Below are 16140 nucleotides of genomic sequence, written 5' to 3' on the forward strand. Positions count from 1 at the left end.
GCCCTTCGCCGCGTCCGCCGTCCTCAGAAGCCGAGGCGGCCGTAGTCCCCGAAGGCCTTCTCGACGTCGTCGAGCTCGACGCCGTAGCGGGACAGGTGGTATTCGTGGCTGCGGCGCATTCCCGGCCGGGCCAGGACCTGTTCGAGGTTGGCCGCCTCCTTCGCGGTCCACTCCATGCCGAGCCGTGCGAACAGCTTCGGCAGGTAGCCGGACGGATCGGCCGTCAGCGAGTGGTACGGCACGTCGACGAACCGCTCGCGCAGCGCGGTGGCCCGCACGGCGCGCGCCTTCGCGACGCCCTTCCCGAAGATGTCGAGCCACTCCGGGCCGATCTTCGACGCGTCGTAGGTGCGGTGGTGCAGGGCCCGCCCGGTCTCCACAAGGGAGCACCATGAGCCCATGACGGTGGCCGGGTCGCGATGCATCCACACGATCGTCGCGTCCGGGAACACCTTGAGCAGCACGTCGAGGTTGAACAGGTGGAAGGGCGTCTTGAGAACCCAGCGCTTCTGCGGCTGCCGCCACTGCAGCACCTGGAGGACGCGCTTGAGGTGGCCGTAGTCCTCGGTGTAGTCGCGCTCGTCGACCCAGCGGCGGTAGGCCGGCATGGTCGCGCGGGTGATGAACTGGTAGCCGTGCGGCAGCGCGAACACGCACTCCTCCGGCTGCAGGGCGTTCATCGGGTGGATGAGGTCCCACACCGGGGAGGCCTTGCTGGCGAGGCTCGCCATCTGCTGGGCGTCCTTGATGAGCTTGCCGCGCAGCTTCGGGTCGATGTCGCCGCGGTGGGTGTTCATGAGCTCCCACATCAGCGGGGCCCGGTTGCCCTCGGGCTGGATGAGGATCTTGTGGGTGAGGGTCGTGGCCGTGCGCGGGAGGCCGATGACGACGATCGGGCGGTCGATCGGCTGCTGCGCGATCTCCGGATTCTCGCGGATGAGGTTCTCGACGCGCAGGTGGTTGGTCATGCGACGGGTCAGGTCGTCGATGAACCCCTGCCAGCCGACCATCGAGAGCGTGCCCTGCTTGGCCACCTGGCGGAGCAGGAATCGGTAGGAGTCGACGAACTCGGCGGCGATGGAGGCGTCGGCTTCGGCCGCCCGTTCGGCACGGCGGACCATCTTGTCGAAGACCTGGTCGACCCGGGCGCGTTGGGCGTTGACCCGTGGAGCGCTGATGGTGTTGACGGCGGTGAGCCAACGGGCGGTGCGGCGCATGGGACCTCCAGAACGGACGGGCATCGACGTGAAGAGTTTTTCATGCCGGGGGTTTCGATCGTCTTCCGCTACATTGAATCCGTGGAACCGGCCCCCGACCCCGAGCGGCTGCGGCTGCTGCCCGAGCTCATCGAGCACCAGCGCGTGCGCACCACGCCCGTCAAGGCGAGCGACTTCGCGATGCCACTCGCCTCGCCGAGCGCGGGCTCGGCGACCGCGCAGCGCCTCACCTTCGACGACGGCACGAGCCTGTTCGCGAAGCTCGCCGAGCAGGCCCCGCCCGGGTACCTCGAAGCCGAGGCGCACGGGCTGCGCTGGCTGCGCGAGGCGAACGAGGCGGTGGTCGAGCCGCTGTACGCGGACGAGCGGCTGCTGGTCGAACCGTGGATCGAGCCCGCCGAGCCGACCCGGGGGCACGCCGCCGAGCTGGGCCGCCGGCTCGCGCGCATGCACGCCGCCGGGGCCGACCGCTTCGGCGCGCCCTGGCGCGGCTACATCGGCGAGACCTTCATGGACAACGGCCCGGCCGGGGACACGTGGGCGGAGTGGTACGCCGCCAAGCGGATCGAGCCGTACCTCAAGCCCTCCCGCGACAACGGGGCGCTCGACGCCGCCGACGTCGCCGCCGTCGAGGCCCTGGCCGCGAAGCTCCCCGACCTCGCCGGCCCCGAGGAGCCGCCCGCGCGCACCCACGGCGACCTGTGGTGGGGCAACGTGCACTGGGGCGAGGACCGGGCCTGGCTGATCGACCCGGCCGCGCACGGCGGCCACCGCGAGACCGACCTGGCGAACCTGCGCCTGTGGGGGGGCCTGCCGATGCTCGAAGCGGTCCTCGCCGGGTACGCCGAGGTGAGCGCGCTCGCCGACGGCTGGGAGGAGCGCATCGGGCTCCACCACCTGTTCCCGCTGCTGGTGCACACCACGCTCTTCGGCCGCGCCTACCGTGACCAGTTGATGGGAACCGTATCTCACTTTACGAAACTGTCATATTGACGAACTAGGCTCGATGCATGTCAGCACCGACCTCGACCCCCGGCGGGGCGGCGGACGCGCCCGGCCCCGCAGGACTGCGCGACCGCCACGGCCGTACCGCGACCGACCTGCGCGTCTCCCTCACCGACCGGTGCAACCTGCGCTGCACCTACTGCATGCCCGAGGCCGGCCTGCCATGGCTGCCGAAACCGGAGCTGCTCACCGACGACGAGGTCTCGCGCCTCGTCCGGATCGCCGTCCGCGACCTCGGCGTCCGGGAAGTGCGGTTCACCGGCGGCGAGCCGCTCCTGCGCCCCGGCCTCGTCGACATCGTCGCCGCCGCCGCGGTCCTGGCACCGCGGCCCGAGATCTCCCTGACCACGAACGCGATCGGCCTCGAACGCCTCGCCGGGCCGCTCGTCGAGGCCGGGCTCGACCGCGTCAACGTCTCCCTGGACACCCTCGACCCCGGGACGTTCAAGGACCTCGCCAAGCGCGACCGCCTCGAAGCGACCCTGCGGGGCATCGACGGCGCCGCCGCGGCCGGGCTCGCGCCCGTCAAGATCAACACCGTGCTCATGCGCGGCGTCAACGACGGCGAGGCGCCCGCGCTGCTGCGCTTCGCCCTCAGCCACGGCTACCAGCTGCGGTTCATCGAGCAGATGCCGCTCGACGCGGCGGGCGTGTGGCGGCGCGACGAGATGGTCACCGCGGCCGAGATCCTCGAGGCCCTCAAAGCCGAATTCGACCTGCAGCCCGACCCCGCGCACCGCGGCTCGGCCCCGGCCGAGACCTGGCTGGTGAACGGCGGCCCCGCGAAGGTCGGCGTCATCGGCTCGGTCACCCGCCCGTTCTGCGGCGACTGCGACCGGACCCGGCTCACCGCCGACGGGCAGGTGCGCAACTGCCTGTTCGCGCGCGGCGAGACGGACCTGCGGGGCCTCGCGCGGTCGGGCGCGTCGGACGCGGCGATCGCCGAGCGCTGGCGCGAGGCGATGTGGGGCAAGCTTCCCGGGCACGGGATCGACGACCCGTCGTTCCTGCAGCCGGCCCGGCCGATGTCGGCGATCGGGGGCTGACGGTGAGCGCGCAGGTGACGGTGCGGTACTTCGCGGGCGCGAAGGCGGCCGCGGGGCTCGGCGAGGAGCAGGTGAGCGCCGCGGACGTGGCCGAGCTGAAAGCGGTGCTGGGGCGGCGGCACGGTCCGGCGCTCGACAAGGTGCTCGCCGTCTCGACCCTGCTCGTGGACGGCCTGGCCGCGAAGGACCCGTCGACCGCGCTCCCGGCGGGCGTCACGGTCGAGGTGCTGCCGCCGTTCGCGGGCGGCTGACACGATCGCGGGGACGTGCGACGGGACAGGGAAGCCGCCGTTCGCGGACGCCCCGGCCGGCGGCTCGGCGACCCCGAGGCGGATCGCACCCGGCCCGGCGAGGCGCTCACACCCGATCGCGGACAACCGTGACGAGGCCGGGCGCGACCGCGCTCGGCGACGCGGGCGTTCGGCGGTCGCACGACGGCGGGGACGGCGGGGGCGGCGTGGTCCGGAAACGTGAAACGGGAAATTTCAGGATTCGTCCCAGCGCAGGCCCCTGTCCATGACCGTACGCTTCGGGTCCGACACGGTTCGCGGTCGACTCGTCGAGCCGCTCGGCGACCGCGCCCCGGGGCGGCGTGCGGGACCTCACATGAATGCCGGCCCCGGACAACCGGGAGCCGCTGGCTCGGGCACGGGGTCTGTCTGCGAGGATGCATAGGTGCGCCGTCCTGATGAACGCAAGCAACCGCAGGTGGCGTCCCCGCTGTTCGAGCTCTCCGCCGACATGCGGACCACCGCCGAGCGGCGTCGCCGTTCGCACCGGTCCCACCACTCCAGGTACGTCCGCGAAGCCGTGCCCATGCCCGAACCGGCGCTGACGACCCGGACCCCTGACCCGTGGCTGGAGTCCGCACCGCTCCTCACCGGCATGGACGAGGTCGGCGCGGGACTGCTCGACTCCCTGGACGCGATGCAGCGCGTCGCCGCCTCCGCCGGTCGCGGCCCCCTGCTCATCAACGCGTCCCCGGGCACCGGGAAGACGCATCTGCTCATCCGCCGGGTCGCCTACCTCGTGCAGGAACTGGGCGTGCCCGCACGCCAGTGCCTGGTCCTGGCGGCCTCCGCGCCCGGCGCGGCCCGCATCCGCCGCGAACTCGGTGCACTGATCGGCGGCGAGGCCGCCTCGATCACCGTCGCCGAATTCGACGACTTCGCCGCCGCCGCCCCGCCCGAACTGGGCCACGTCTTCGTCGACGACCTCCCGCGCATGCCGATGCGCCTGTTCCGCCAGGTCACCGAGCACCGCGGACCCGAAGCCGACATCACCGCCACCGGCGACCCCGACTCGGCGCTGTGCACGGGCGAGCCGGCGGCGTTCAGCGCGTTCAGCGAACAGTTCCCGCAGGCCCACGTCATGCGCCTCTCCCGCAACCACCGCAGCCCCGCCGCGGTCCTCGTGGCCGCCTCGCAGGTCATCGAGCCCATCAGCCGCGTCCCCGGGCGACTCGTCCAGCCCGAGCGCCCGGCCCTGGAGGGTTCGGGCATCGGGCGGTACTTCGCGGTGGACGCCGACGACGAGAAGCGCTTCGTCGAAGACCTCACCGATCGGCTCACCGACATGGGGGTCGCGTCGGAGGAGCTCGCGGTCATCGGACCCGACGGCATGTCCGTCGCCGAAGCCGCCGACGGCGAGTTCCGCGTGGTGTGCATCACCGGGATGACCGCCGAGGGCTGGCCGAACACGGCCGCCGCCCGCCGCGAGCTGTACGTGGCGCTCGGCCGCACCCGGGACCTGGTGTACGTGAGCCACACCGGCGCGGGCTCGCCCCTGCTGGCCGATGTGGACCAGGGGTTGTTCAGTCCTTTCGGGATGGTTCCGCAGGACCGTTCGGGTCCTGAGCAGCCGCGACTGCTGTAGCGGGGAAACCGGCAGCCGCGCGGAGTTCCCACGCGATCACAACGGGATGCGCCACAATAGGCGGGTAACCGCACTCTGACGCTGAGCGCACCCGCGCGCTGGGAGGCCCCGATGGAGCACACCGAAGAGGACACTGTGCCTCTGCACCGGACGGAGGCTTCAGGGTGGTCGCCGTTCGCGCCGCCAGGCGCGAACCACGAGCGCAGCGCGCCACCGGAAGTGAACGCCCAGTACAGCACCCCGGCGGACGCGGACCATGAGTCCGGCTCGCCCGAGGTGAACCGGCGGCACGGCGCCGCACCGGATGCGGACGCGCGGTTCGGCGCGCCCTCCGAGGCGAACCGGCGGCGCCACGCGCCTTCGGCAGTGCACCAGCAGCACAGCGCCCCTGAGGACGTGATGAACCAGCAGTACGGCCCCGGCGCCGATTCGATCCGCAACCCGCGCCAGGGCGACCACGTGCCGAGCACGCCGCCGCCGGTGGCGACGCCGATGCCGGGCTCCGAGCCCGCGCAGGAAGCGCCGACCTCCCGGTTCGAGACCCGCCCCGGCGGCGACGGCTGGCCCGTCCCGCCCGAGACCGCCCCGGCGGGCCGCCAGGTCGCCGTGCCCTCCCGCGTCCCGGTGCCGGTGTTCCCCGATCACGCCGGGGCGCTCGAGCGCATCGGCGTCACCGCCGACGACTTCTCCTCCCGCCGCGTCGTGCCGCCCCGCCCGCCCGTGGCCGAGACCGGCCTGCGCGGCGCGCTCCACCGCCTGAGCTTCGGCCTGGTCGCCCTGCCGCCCGGTCCACGCGAGCAGGCCCGGCAGCGCGCGGTGGAGACCGTGCGCCGCAACTTCGGCGGCCTGCGGCAGATCACCGTCGTCAACCCCAAGGGCGGCGCGGGCAAGACCGTCGCGGTGCTCATGCTCGCCATGACCTTCGGCCGCCACCGCGGCGGCTACGTCCTCGCGTGGGACAACAACGAGACGCAGGGGACCCTGGGGATGCGGGCCCAGCAGGACTTCCACGTGCGCACCGTGCGCGATCTGCTGCGGGACCTCGACCACTTCAAGGGCCCGACGGGTCGCATCGGGGACCTGTCGCAGTACGTGCGCGCGCAGGGCGGGGCGATGTTCGACGTGCTCGCCTCGGACGAGTCGGCCACGGCCGGGGAGATGCTCACCTCGCAGGCGTTCGGCGACCTGCGGGAGGCCGTGTCCCGCTTCTACAAGCTCATCGTGGTCGACACGGGCAACAACGTGCGGGCGGCGAACTGGCAGGCGGCGATCGACGCGACCGACCAGCTGGTGGTGACGATGTCGGCCCGGAACGACTCGGCCGAGACGGCCGCGAGGATGCTCGACCACCTCGAGCAGACCGGCAGGCGCGACCTGGTGCGCGGGGCGGTGTCGGTGGTGTCGATGCCCGCTCACCGCAAGGACGTGGACCTGCCCGCGGTGCAGCGGCACTTCGCGGCGCGCACGAGGGCGGTGCTGCTGGCGCCGTACGAGAAGCTGCTCGACTCGGGGGAGCCGATCCGCTACGACTCGTTGAGCAAGGCCTCGTCGGGGGCCTGGCTGCGGATCGCATCGGCGGTCGCCGAGGGCCTGTGAGCGGCGAGGAGCTCGACCAGGCCGGTCGCGGCGTCGGCCAGGCGGCGGTCGTCCTCGTCGGCGTGGCCGACGACGAGCGCGCCCTGGACGAACACGAGGGCGGTGCGGGCGAGCCGCTCGGGGTCGGCGGCGGCGTCCATCTCGCCGCGCTCGACCGCCCGTGCCAGGATCGCGGCGAGGTCGCGTTCGAGTTCGGTCCAGGCCTCCTGGACGCGGCGCATCGTGGCGGGGTCGTCGGCGAGCTCGACGGCGGCGCGCACGAGGAAGCCGCCCTCCTTCGAGTGGCGGATCACGACGTCGAGGAGGTCGCCCACCGCCCGGGGCGCGTCGAGGCGCTCGGCGGCGCCGTCGCCGCCCCGGTCGAGCGCGCGGTGCGCGATCGCACGCAGCTCGGGCTCGGTGTCCTCTCGGTAGCGGCCCAATGCCGTGATGTAGAGCTGGTGCTTGGAGCCGAATGCGGCGTAGAGCCCGGCGCGGTTCATGCCGGTGGCCGCGACGAGGTCCGACATGGAGGTCGCGGAGAACCCGCGCTCCAGGAAGACCCGTGTGGCGGCGCGCAGAACTCTGTCCAAATCGGCGTTCTTATTTCTGCTCACGTTGTGCACCGTATCGACACCCGGCGCTACGGGTCAATAACCGGAAGGCGAGAGTTCACTCGCGAGACGCGAGTGAACGGCTGCACTGCGCGAGCGACCAGCTTGACACTCGGCGAAACCACCCGCGAGAATGGGCCCAAACTGAACAGGCGCCAGGCGGGGGAAGTCCGGTGAAAGGCCGGCGCTGACCCGCAACGGTAGTCGCGGTCGTCTCCGAACGACAGCCGAGCACCCTTCACGAGCTCGGTCCCCCGCGTGAGCCCGAATGCCCGCCGGTGCCGCCCATCTGTCAACGCCTGTCGTGGTCTACAGGCGCTTGCGGCGCCGCCGCCTGCCCGAAGACCCACTCGCTCTAGGAAAGGTCAGGCAATGCGCCACCTGTCCGGTCGACTGCTGGCCGCCGCCGCGGTCGTGCCCGTCACCGTCTTCGCCTCCGCCGCCCCTGCCGAGGCGCAGGACCCCTTCGCCCAGCCCGCCCACGCCGCGGCGTCCTGGCTCGTCGCCCAGTCCGACGGCACCTCGTGGAACGACGGGGACGTCTCGACCTCGCTGGAGGCGGTCATCGCGCTGGAGGCCGCCCGTGTCGGCGGCGACCACGTCCAGGCCACCCTCGAGTGGCTCAACGACACCGCCACCCTCACCCCGTACCTGTACCCGACGACGGAGGGCGCCGAGCCGACGCTCAGCGTGGGCGCGGCCGGGAAGGTCATGTTCACCGTCGCGACCGCCGGAGGCGACCCGACGAACTTCGGCGGGATCAAGCTCGCCGACGAGGTCACGGCCGCGCAGGCCGCGAACGGCACCTACGGCGACGGGACGGCCCTGTCCACTGCGTGGGCGGTGCTGGGCCTCTCGCGCACCGACCGCCCGGCGGGCGAGGAGGCCGCGTCCGGGTTCGCCGCGATCCAGTGCCCCGACGGCGGGTTCAACTTCATGGACGTCGACGGCGGCGACGACTGCGTCTCCGACCCCGACACGACCGGGCTGGCCGCCTCGGCGCTGGCGACGCTCGACGGCGACGCCGCCGCGGCCTCGCTGACGGCGGCGGCGGACTGGCTGGAGTCGGCGCAGTCCGAGGACGGCGGCGTCGGCGGCGAGTACGGCGTCAACGCGAACTCGACGGCGATGGCCGCGCAGGCGTTCCTGGCCGCCGGCCGGGTCGACGCGGCCGAGCGCGCCGTGGCGTTCCTCCTCACGCTCCAGTTCGACTGCACCGGTGAAGTGCCGGGCGCGTTCAGGTACACCGACCCCGAGGGCGGGGACTTCGTGGAGGTCTCGCGCCTGCTGGCGACCGCGCAGGCGATGGTGCCGGTCGCGGGCCAGAACCTGGCGGAGTTGGACGCCACCGGCATCGAGGCCGGCGTGCCCGACAACGGCTGCGAGAGCGCCGTCGCCGGTGACGAGACCGCCGATGCTGTCGAGGACGACGGTTCGGCCGCGTGGCTGCCGTGGGTGATCGGCGCCGCCGTGGTGCTGCTGGCCGCGCTCATCATCGGCTTCGCGATGAAGCACCGCCGCAACGGCGGACCGTCCGCTGCGGACGGGTCCGGCGACGGCCGCGCGGACGACGGCGCCGAGAAGCCGTAGCGGCACGAGCAGCGAGCACGTGTTCCGCAGTGAACGAAGCGCAGGCGGCGCCCGCCCCACCGGCGGGCGCCGCCTGCGCGCTGCCGTGCCCGGCTCCGGGGCGCGGCGTTCGGCGCTCGCCGCGGCCCGGTCGGCCCTGCTCGGGGGCCGCGCCGCCTGGACGGCGCTCCTGGTCGCCGCGCTCGCGGCGTTCGCGCCCGTCGCGCCCGCCGCCGCGAAGGACCCCTGCACCGGCGTCACCGTCGTGGTCGACTTCGGGACGCTCGCCGCCGAGCCCGCCACCGGATGCGCCGCCGATCCCGAGAACGGCCTCGACGCGCTCGTGCAGGCCGGATTCTCCGTGACCGAGGTGGTCTCCATCCGCGGCATGGTCTGCCGGATCGACGAGCTCCCCGAGATCGAGTGCGGCACCGCGCCGCCCGCCCTGAATTACTGGTCGTACTGGCGCGCCGACGCCGACGACGCCGAATGGACCTACTCCGCGGTCGGCGGCGGCGACGCCCGCCCCGAGGCGGGCGACGTCGAGGGCTGGGCCCTCGGCGACGGCTCGAGCCCGCCCGCGCTCACGCCGGCCGAAGCCGCCGCCTCCTCCAGTGCCGCCGAACCCGAAGCGGCGCAAGAGCGCTCCTTCACCTGGCTCATCGCCGTCGCCGCGCTCCTCGTCATCGCCGTGCTCGTGGTCTGGCGGCTCCGGCGCGACCGGCGCGCGTGACCGGGCGCGCCGCGATGCGAACGACGAAGCCGCCGCCCGAGGCCCGGGCCGCCGCGAACCGGCGCGCCGCCGCCCACCCGGTGGCCTGGTGGGGCTGGGCGCTGCTCCTCGCCACCGCCGCCGGCGGCACCGGGAACCCCTGGGTCCTCCTGCTCATCGTCGCCGTCGCCGGGCTCGTGGTCACGTGGTGCCGCGGCGACGAACCCTGGTCCGGCGCCTACCGGGTCTTCCTCTACATCGGACTCGGCGCGGTCGCCGTCCGCATGGCCTTCTACATCGTCTTCGGCGGAGCCGACGGCCCCACCGTCCTCCTCACCCTGCCCTCGGTCACGCTCCCGGACTGGGCGGCGGGCTTCCGGCTCGGCGGGAACGTCACCGCCGAGGGCACGCTCGCCGCCGCCTACGACGGCCTGCGCCTGGCGACCCTCCTGGTCTGCATCGGCGCGGCCAACGCGCTCGCGAGCCCGCGCCGGCTGCTGCGCTCGGTCCCGGCCGCGCTCTACGAAGTGAGCGTCGCGGTCGTCGTCGCCCTGTCCGTCGCCCCCCAGCTGGTCGAGAGCGTCGGGCGGGTCCGCCGGGCGCGGGCGCTGCGTGGCAACACGAGCCGCAGCCCCGCGAACCTCATGCGCACGGTCGTCTCACCGGTCCTCCACGACGCGCTCGAACGCTCCCTCGCGCTCGCCGCGGCCATGGCCTCCCGCGGGTACGGCCGCGCCGCCGACGTCCCCGCCCCGGCCCGTCGCGCCACCAACGCGTTCCTCCTCACCGGACTGGTCGGGCTGTGCGCGGGCGCGTACGCGCTCCTCGGCGCCGCCACCCCCGCGCCGCTCGCGTGGACCGTGGTCGCCTGCGGGGCCGCCGCCGCCGTCTTCGGGATCACCTTCGCCTCCAAGCGGGTCCCGCACACCCGCTACCGGCCCGACCGCTTCGGCCCGCGGGACTGGGCGGTGGTCGCCGCCGGTGCGGCGGCCGTCGCCGGGACCGTCCTCAGCGGCGTCTTCGAGCCGTCCGCGCTGTGGCCGGCCACGAACCCGCTGTCCGTCCCCGACCTGCCGCTGTGGGCCGCGGCCGGCGTGGTCATCGCCGCCGCCCCGGCCCTGCTCGCGCCGTCCTCACGAGGGGGAACACCATGACCGGGATCGTCTTCGACCGCGTCGCCTTCGCCTACGAGGGCACGCCGGTCCTCGACGACGTGTCCTTCGACCTGCCCGAAGGGGAGTTCTGCCTGCTCGTGGGCCCGACGGGCGCGGGCAAGTCGACGCTCCTCAAATCGGTCAACGGCCTCGTCCCCCACTTCACCGGCGGCACGATGCGCGGGCGCATCGCCGTGGCCGGGCGCGAGGTGCGCGGGTCCACGCCCGCCGACCTGGCCGACGTCGTCGGCTACGTCGGCCAGGACCCGCTCGCGGGGTTCGTCACCGACGAGGTCGAGCGCGAACTCGCCTACACCGCCGAGCAGCTCGGCGTCGACCCCGCCGCGATGCGCAAGCGCGTCAGTGAGATCGTGGACCTCCTCGGCCTCGCCGACGTGCGCGACCGCGACCTCGCCGCGCTCTCCTCGGGCCAGCGCCAGCGGGTCGCCATCGGCGCGGCCCTCGTCGCCGGGCCCGCCGCGCTCGTCCTCGACGAGCCGACCTCCGCGCTCGACCCGACCGCCGCCGACGAGGTGCTCTCGGCGCTGCACCGCCTCGTCCACGATCTCGGCGTCACGGTCCTGCTCGCGGAGCACCGGCTCGAACGCGTCGCGCAGTACGCCGATTCGGCGCTGCTGCTCCACGGCGGCACGGTGACCGCCGGACCGGTCGGCGAGGTCCTGGCCGCGTCGCCGATCGCCCCGCCGGTGGTCGAGCTGGGCCGCCTGGCCGGATGGCCGGGCCCGCCGGTGACGATCCGCGAGGCGCGACGCCACGCGGCCGGGCTGCGCGAAGCGCTGGCCGGGCGCCGCCCGGAACCGCCGCCCGCCCACGGTGCGGCGGTCACCGCACCGGGCCGCCGCAAGCGCGCGACCGCCGACGCCGAGCCGCCGCTGCTCGACGCCCGGGACGTCCACGTCCGCTATCCCGGCGGCGTGCGGGCCGTGAACGGCGTCGACCTGGTCGCCGCCCGGTGCGAACGCATCGCCCTCATGGGCCGCAACGGGTCCGGCAAGTCGAGCCTGCTGTGGGCCTTGCAGGGCACCGGGAAGCGCTCGAGCGGGCAGGTCGCGATCGGCGGCGCCGACCCCGCGGCGCGCAAGCCGGCCGAGCGCCGCCAGCTCGCCGGCCTCGTCCCGGCCGAGCCGGCCGATCTGCTGTACGCCGAGACCGTCGCAGACGAGTGCGAGGGCGCGGACGACGACGGGCGCGCGCCGCGGGGCACCTGCGCGAAGATCCTCGCCGACCTGGTGGAGGGGGTCGACGGGTCGGCGCACCCGCGCGACCTCTCCGAGGGTCAGCGGCTGGCGTTGGCGCTGGCCGTGACCCTCACGGCCGCACCCCCGCTGCTGCTGCTCGACGAGCCGACGCGGGGCCTGGACTATCCGGCGAAGGCGGCGCTCGCGGCGCGGCTGGGCAGGCTCGCCGAGGCCGGGCACTGCGTGGTCGTGTCGACCCATGACGTGGAGTTCTGCGCCGAGTTCGCGACCCGGGTGGTGGTCCTCTCCGACGGCGAGGTGGTCGCGGACGGCCCGGCCCGGCAGATCGTCGCGGCGTCGCCGATGTTCGCCCCGCAGGTCGAGAAGGTCCTGCCGGGCTGGCTCACCGTCGGGGAAGTGGCGGCGGCCTTGAACGGGAACGGAACCGGCGATGACCCGGACGACTGAGCCGCGATCGACCGGGCCGGAGCCGGTCGAGGCGGTCGCGTCGGCGCCGCGACCGGCCGTGCGCTGGAGGGCCGCGGTGGCGCTCGCGCTGGCCGCGGGGTTCGGGCTCGTCGCGATGTCCTGGCCGCTGCTGGCGGCGCCGGGCGGGGCGCTGACCGAGACCACTTCGGGCCCTTGGCTGTTCGCGCTGCTGCTGCCGCTGGTGACGGCGACGGCGGTCATCCAGCTCACCGAGGGCGGGCTGGACGCGCGGGCGGTCGCGATGCTCGGCGTCCTGTCGGCGGTGGTGGCGGCGGTCCGCCCGTTCGGCGCGGGCGCGGCGGGCGTGGAGACGGTGTTCTTCCTGATCATCCTGGCGGGCCGGGTGTTCGGGCCGGGATTCGGGTTCATCCTGGGCTGCACGGGCCTGTTCGCCTCGGCGCTGCTGACGGGCGGAGTCGGCCCGTGGCTGCCGTACCAGATGCTCGCGTCGGCGTTCGTGGGCCTGGGCGCGGGGCTCCTGCCGGGGACCGCCGCGGGCACCCGCGCGGGCCGGGCCGGAGAGCTGGCGTTGCTCGCGGTCTACGCGGCCTGCTCGTCGATCCTGTACGGGCTGCTGATGAACCTGTCGTTCTGGCCGTTCGCGTTCACGCAGGGGAACCTCGCCTATGTGCCGGGCGGCGGGCTGGAGGAGAACCTGTCGCGGCTGCTCGCCTACTCGTTCGTGACCTCGCTGGGTTGGGACGTCGGCCGGGCGGTGACCACCGTGGTGCTGGTCCTGCTCACGGGTCCGCTGCTGCTGCGGGTGCTGCGGCGGGCCGCGAGGAAGGCGAACTGGGTCTGAGCCTCAGGCGCCGGCCTCGGCGGCGAGCTGCTCGAATTCGGCGGCGATGTCGGCGTCCGCCTGGGCGTAGGTCGCCGCGCATCGGCGCAGGCCGTCGGCGTGGCGGCCGATCGACGCACCGAGCCGGCCGGTGAGATCCGACAGTTCCGCGCAGCCCTCGGCGTACGCTTCGGCGAAGCAGAGGCCGGGCAGGCCCCAGGTCGTCTCGGCCGCGCCCGCTTCGGAGGCGACCGCGGCGATCGCCGCCGCGTTCACGCGTTGCGCGCCACCCGGAAGCCGAGGTCGTCGATCTGGAGGGTCGGCATGGTGCGCCGCCGCACGCCGGCCCGGCAGGACCAGTGCTCGTCGGCCCAGCCGCCGCCCTTGATGACCCGGTAGTCGCCGTAGACCTCGGCGTCGTAGACGTCCCAGCACCATTCCCAGACGTTGCCGAGCATGTCGTGCAGGCCCCAGGCGTTCGGCGTCTTCCCGCCGCCCCGGTGCGGGCGTGCGTCGGCGTTGCCGCGGTACCAGGCGATCTCGTCGAGTTCGCCGTACCGCGGCCCGGTGGTGCCGGCCCGGCAGGCGTACTCCCATTCGGCCTCGGTGGGCAGCCGGTACCCGTCGGCCGACCGGTCCCATGCCACGCGGTCGGCGTCGCCCTCGCCCTCGGCCATCCGGTAGGCGGGCCGCAGGCCTTCGCGTTCGGAGCGGGCGTTGCACCACTCGACGGCGTCGAACCACGACATCATGGTCGCCGGCAGCAGGTCGTCACCGCCGAACTCGAACCCGTAGGTCTCCCCGATCGCCCGGCGCGTGACCTGCAGGGGCGACATGAGGAACGGCTCGACCGCGACGGTCCATCGCCGCTCCGTGCGCCGATCGTGCAGCGTCACGGTCCCGGCCTCGATCGCCACCATTCCCGCATCCATCGCCGAATCCTAGACGGCGCCGCCCGAACACCGGCAGTTCGGTGATGCCCGACACATTGTTCCGTTCGCGGTCACGTTCGCGGCGGTTGCGGTTTCAACCCGGTGCAAGCGTCCTCGCGAACCGAAACGGAGCACTCCCATGCACACCGCCTACATCATCGTCACCGTCGCCGCCGGCCTCTGGGTGGCCTTCTCGGCCTACTCGATCGTCGCCAAGGCCGCGTTCGTGGTCGAGCCGCTGGTCGAGTACGGCGTGCCGCGATCGTGGTGGCCGTGGCTCGGCGCGGCGAAGGCCGCCGGGGCGCTCGGCCTCCTCGCCGGTCCGTTCTGGCCCGCCCTCGGGATCGCCGCCGCGATCGGCCTGGTTCTGTATTTCCTCGGCGCGGTCGTCACCGTGCTGCGGGCCCGTTCCTACGGGACGCTGTTCGCACCGCTCATGTACCTGGTCCCGGTCACCGCGGCGCTCGTGCTCGGCGTCCTCGCCTGAACCGCGCACGCGACGGGGCCCGCGCCTTCCGGCGCGGGCCCCGTCGCCGCACCGGCTACTTCGTCCACTGCTCGGCGAGGGGGACGCCCACCTTCGGGCTGCCGATCAGCGCCAGAGGGAGGAAGTAGCCGATCTGGCCGAGGACGCCGGTGAGGACCACCAGCTCCCGGTCGCTGAGGTGCTGCCTGGCCTCCTCGAACAGCTCGTCGCTGACGCGGGGCCCCGTGGGGTTCGGGGTGTGCACCGCTTCGGCGAGGGCGAGCGCGGCCCGCTCGGCGTCGGTGAAGTAGGGCGCGGTCCGCCAGGTGGCGACGGCCCCGAGGCGCTCGGGGGTGTCCTCGGCCTCCTGGATCTGGCGGGCGGTCACGTAGGAGCTCCCGACGAGCTGACCGACGCGCAGCTGCACGAGCGTGACGAGGGCCTGCGGGAGGACGCCTTCGGCGTTGACCTTGTTGACGGCGGCGGCGATCTCGCCGACGACGGGCAGGTGCTGGGCGGGGTTCTCGATGCGGGGCGTGGTGATCATGGCGGTTCCCTTCGTCGATCCGGTACACCCCCATGACGGACGCCGGGCCGCGGACGTGACCGCTCCCGATCGCCCATCATAGGAGACCTCGGTCACATGGGTTCGCGGACGACGGCGGCGAACCCGCGCCCGAGCGGGGTCTCGGCGTCGGCCCGCCGGGCCAGGACGACGCGCAGCGGTTCGACGTCGGCGAGCGGCGCCCCCACCAGGTCGGGCCAGGGGTAGGAGGCGGCCGTGCTCTGCGGCGCGAAGCAGATCGCCGCGCCCGCGGCGGACGGGAACCCGGCCAAGGCGGCCGCGGCGATCCTGGAGGCGCTGGCGGCCGATCCGGTCCCCCTGCGGCTCGCGCTCGGCGACACCGCGGTCGACGCGATCAGCGCCGACCTCAAGGCCCCGACCGAGGAACTGGCGGCGTGGGAGCACGTCTCCCGGGCGATGAACTTCGACGACTGACCGCTTCAGGGCCCGCCGACCGTCACCGGCGGGCCCTGAGGAGCCGGCGCCAGCGCGGCAGCTCCGCGACGACGCTCGCCGACGTCAAGACGCTCAACGCCGTTGCGGCCCACCACGGCCAGGCGATCCAGGCGGCGACGATCCCACCGGCCATGGTCGCGGCGAGGATCGCGAGGGTCACCCGCCCGGGAACGGGGATGAAGACGTGCGGTTTGTCGCCGGGGGTCGCGTACACGGCGGGGATCGCGATCGCGGCGAGCACCACGGCGACCGCCAACGGCAGCGAGACGTGGGCGACGGCCGTGCCGACGGCGGCCCACGCGCCCAGTTCGGTGAGGAACCGCAGCGCGGCGGCCTTCCGACGCGTCGGGGAGGCCGCGCCCATGTCGTGGACGGAAGCAGGCGTCATCCCGCCATCCTCGCAGGCGGGCAACGCGTGCCGCAGCGGCCGCAGTATCAGCCGGGGCACCGCAATCCACCCCCGAGGGAGACTTGCTGCGCACCGC

General features: G+C 73.9%; 18 protein-coding genes and 1 riboswitch. Of the genes, 12 read left to right on the forward strand and 6 right to left on the reverse strand.

Annotation, left to right across the window (positions count from 1 at the left end; translation table 11 throughout):
- Nucleotides 1–23: 23 nt before the first annotated feature.
- Nucleotides 24–1217, reverse strand: coding sequence for a sulfotransferase (locus tag K3N28_RS16885; RefSeq protein WP_228093807.1), 1194 nt, complete (start codon nt 1215–1217; stop codon nt 24–26).
- Nucleotides 1218–1298: 81 nt separating this feature from the next.
- Here K3N28_RS16885 and K3N28_RS16890 point away from each other — a divergent pair, with 81 nt between their 5' ends.
- The 5 genes from K3N28_RS16890 to K3N28_RS16910 all read left to right on the forward strand — a co-directional run bounded on the left by K3N28_RS16890 (nt 1299) and on the right by K3N28_RS16910 (nt 6739).
- Nucleotides 1299–2210, forward strand: a complete 912-nt coding sequence (locus tag K3N28_RS16890; protein WP_228093808.1) for a fructosamine kinase family protein — start codon at nt 1299–1301, stop codon at nt 2208–2210.
- Between the two features lie 17 nt (nt 2211–2227).
- Entirely contained in the window at nt 2228–3268 is a 1041-nt protein-coding gene (gene moaA, locus K3N28_RS16895; RefSeq protein WP_228093809.1) for a GTP 3',8-cyclase MoaA, read from the forward strand.
- A 2-nt stretch (nt 3269–3270) separates the two neighbouring features.
- A complete protein-coding gene (locus K3N28_RS16900; RefSeq protein WP_228093810.1) occupies nt 3271–3519 on the forward strand; it encodes a MoaD/ThiS family protein in 249 nt (82 codons plus the stop codon).
- A gap of 424 nt (nt 3520–3943) precedes the next feature.
- Nucleotides 3944–5143: a UvrD-helicase domain-containing protein gene (locus K3N28_RS16905; RefSeq protein WP_228093812.1), complete on the forward strand. Its 1200-nt coding sequence runs from the start codon at nt 3944–3946 to the stop codon at nt 5141–5143.
- 219 nt (nt 5144–5362) lie between these two features.
- Nucleotides 5363–6739 (forward strand): hypothetical protein, encoded by a 1377-nt coding sequence (locus tag K3N28_RS16910; RefSeq protein WP_228093813.1) that lies wholly within the window; start codon nt 5363–5365, stop codon nt 6737–6739.
- Here K3N28_RS16910 and K3N28_RS16915 read toward each other — a convergent pair.
- The gene (locus tag K3N28_RS16915) at nt 6667–7311 is read right to left on the reverse strand and encodes a TetR/AcrR family transcriptional regulator (RefSeq protein WP_228093814.1); all 645 of its coding nucleotides are present in this window, start codon (nt 7309–7311) and stop codon (nt 6667–6669) included. The two genes, K3N28_RS16910 and K3N28_RS16915, sit on opposite strands and share 73 nt — an antisense overlap.
- A gap of 154 nt (nt 7312–7465) precedes the next feature.
- Nucleotides 7466–7627, forward strand: a riboswitch (cobalamin riboswitch).
- 77 nt (nt 7628–7704) lie between these two features.
- Here K3N28_RS16915 and K3N28_RS16920 point away from each other — a divergent pair.
- The 5 genes from K3N28_RS16920 to K3N28_RS16940 all read left to right on the forward strand — a co-directional run bounded on the left by K3N28_RS16920 (nt 7705) and on the right by K3N28_RS16940 (nt 13257).
- The gene (locus tag K3N28_RS16920) at nt 7705–8922 is read left to right on the forward strand and encodes a hypothetical protein (protein WP_228093818.1); all 1218 of its coding nucleotides are present in this window, start codon (nt 7705–7707) and stop codon (nt 8920–8922) included.
- Nucleotides 8923–8941: 19 nt separating this feature from the next.
- Nucleotides 8942–9634 carry a hypothetical protein gene (locus K3N28_RS16925; RefSeq protein WP_228093820.1) on the forward strand — a complete coding sequence of 231 codons (693 nt, stop codon included), beginning with the start codon at nt 8942–8944 and terminating at the stop codon, nt 9632–9634.
- A gap of 14 nt (nt 9635–9648) precedes the next feature.
- Nucleotides 9649–10767, forward strand: a complete 1119-nt coding sequence (locus tag K3N28_RS16930) for a CbiQ family ECF transporter T component (RefSeq protein ID WP_228093821.1) — start codon at nt 9649–9651, stop codon at nt 10765–10767.
- Entirely contained in the window at nt 10764–12434 is a 1671-nt protein-coding gene (locus K3N28_RS16935) for an ABC transporter ATP-binding protein (RefSeq protein WP_228093822.1), read from the forward strand. The genes K3N28_RS16930 and K3N28_RS16935 overlap by 4 nt, the downstream gene beginning before the upstream one ends.
- Before the next feature lie 115 nt (nt 12435–12549).
- The gene (locus K3N28_RS16940; RefSeq protein ID WP_374209811.1) at nt 12550–13257 is read left to right on the forward strand and encodes an ECF transporter S component; all 708 of its coding nucleotides are present in this window, start codon (nt 12550–12552) and stop codon (nt 13255–13257) included.
- Nucleotides 13258–13260: 3 nt separating this feature from the next.
- On the opposite strand, the gene K3N28_RS16945 is transcribed toward K3N28_RS16940, so the two are convergent.
- Entirely contained in the window at nt 13261–13512 is a 252-nt protein-coding gene (locus tag K3N28_RS16945; protein ID WP_228093824.1) for a hypothetical protein, read from the reverse strand.
- Nucleotides 13509–14168 carry a formylglycine-generating enzyme family protein gene (locus K3N28_RS16950; protein WP_228093825.1) on the reverse strand — a complete coding sequence of 220 codons (660 nt, stop codon included), beginning with the start codon at nt 14166–14168 and terminating at the stop codon, nt 13509–13511. Before K3N28_RS16950 ends, K3N28_RS16945 begins: the two co-directional genes overlap by 4 nt.
- 139 nt (nt 14169–14307) lie before the next feature.
- Between K3N28_RS16950 and K3N28_RS16955 the strand changes: the two genes are divergently transcribed.
- Nucleotides 14308–14655, forward strand: a complete 348-nt coding sequence (locus K3N28_RS16955) for a DoxX family protein (RefSeq protein WP_228093826.1) — start codon at nt 14308–14310, stop codon at nt 14653–14655.
- 55 nt (nt 14656–14710) lie between these two features.
- Here K3N28_RS16955 and K3N28_RS16960 read toward each other — a convergent pair whose 3' ends face one another.
- Complete coding sequence (locus K3N28_RS16960; protein ID WP_228093829.1) at nt 14711–15181, reverse strand: carboxymuconolactone decarboxylase family protein; 471 nt, start codon at nt 15179–15181, stop codon at nt 14711–14713.
- 234 nt (nt 15182–15415) lie between these two features.
- Between K3N28_RS16960 and K3N28_RS16965 the strand changes: the two genes are divergently transcribed.
- Nucleotides 15416–15634: a hypothetical protein gene (locus K3N28_RS16965; RefSeq protein ID WP_228093830.1), complete on the forward strand. Its 219-nt coding sequence runs from the start codon at nt 15416–15418 to the stop codon at nt 15632–15634.
- 22 nt (nt 15635–15656) lie between these two features.
- On the opposite strand, the gene K3N28_RS16970 is transcribed toward K3N28_RS16965, so the two are convergent.
- Entirely contained in the window at nt 15657–16043 is a 387-nt protein-coding gene (locus K3N28_RS16970) for a hypothetical protein (RefSeq protein WP_228093831.1), read from the reverse strand.
- Nucleotides 16044–16140 lie beyond the last annotated feature (97 nt).

This window comes from Glycomyces sp. TRM65418, assembly GCF_019710475.1.
In the GTDB taxonomy this organism is placed as follows: domain Bacteria; phylum Actinomycetota; class Actinomycetes; order Mycobacteriales; family Micromonosporaceae; genus Glycomyces.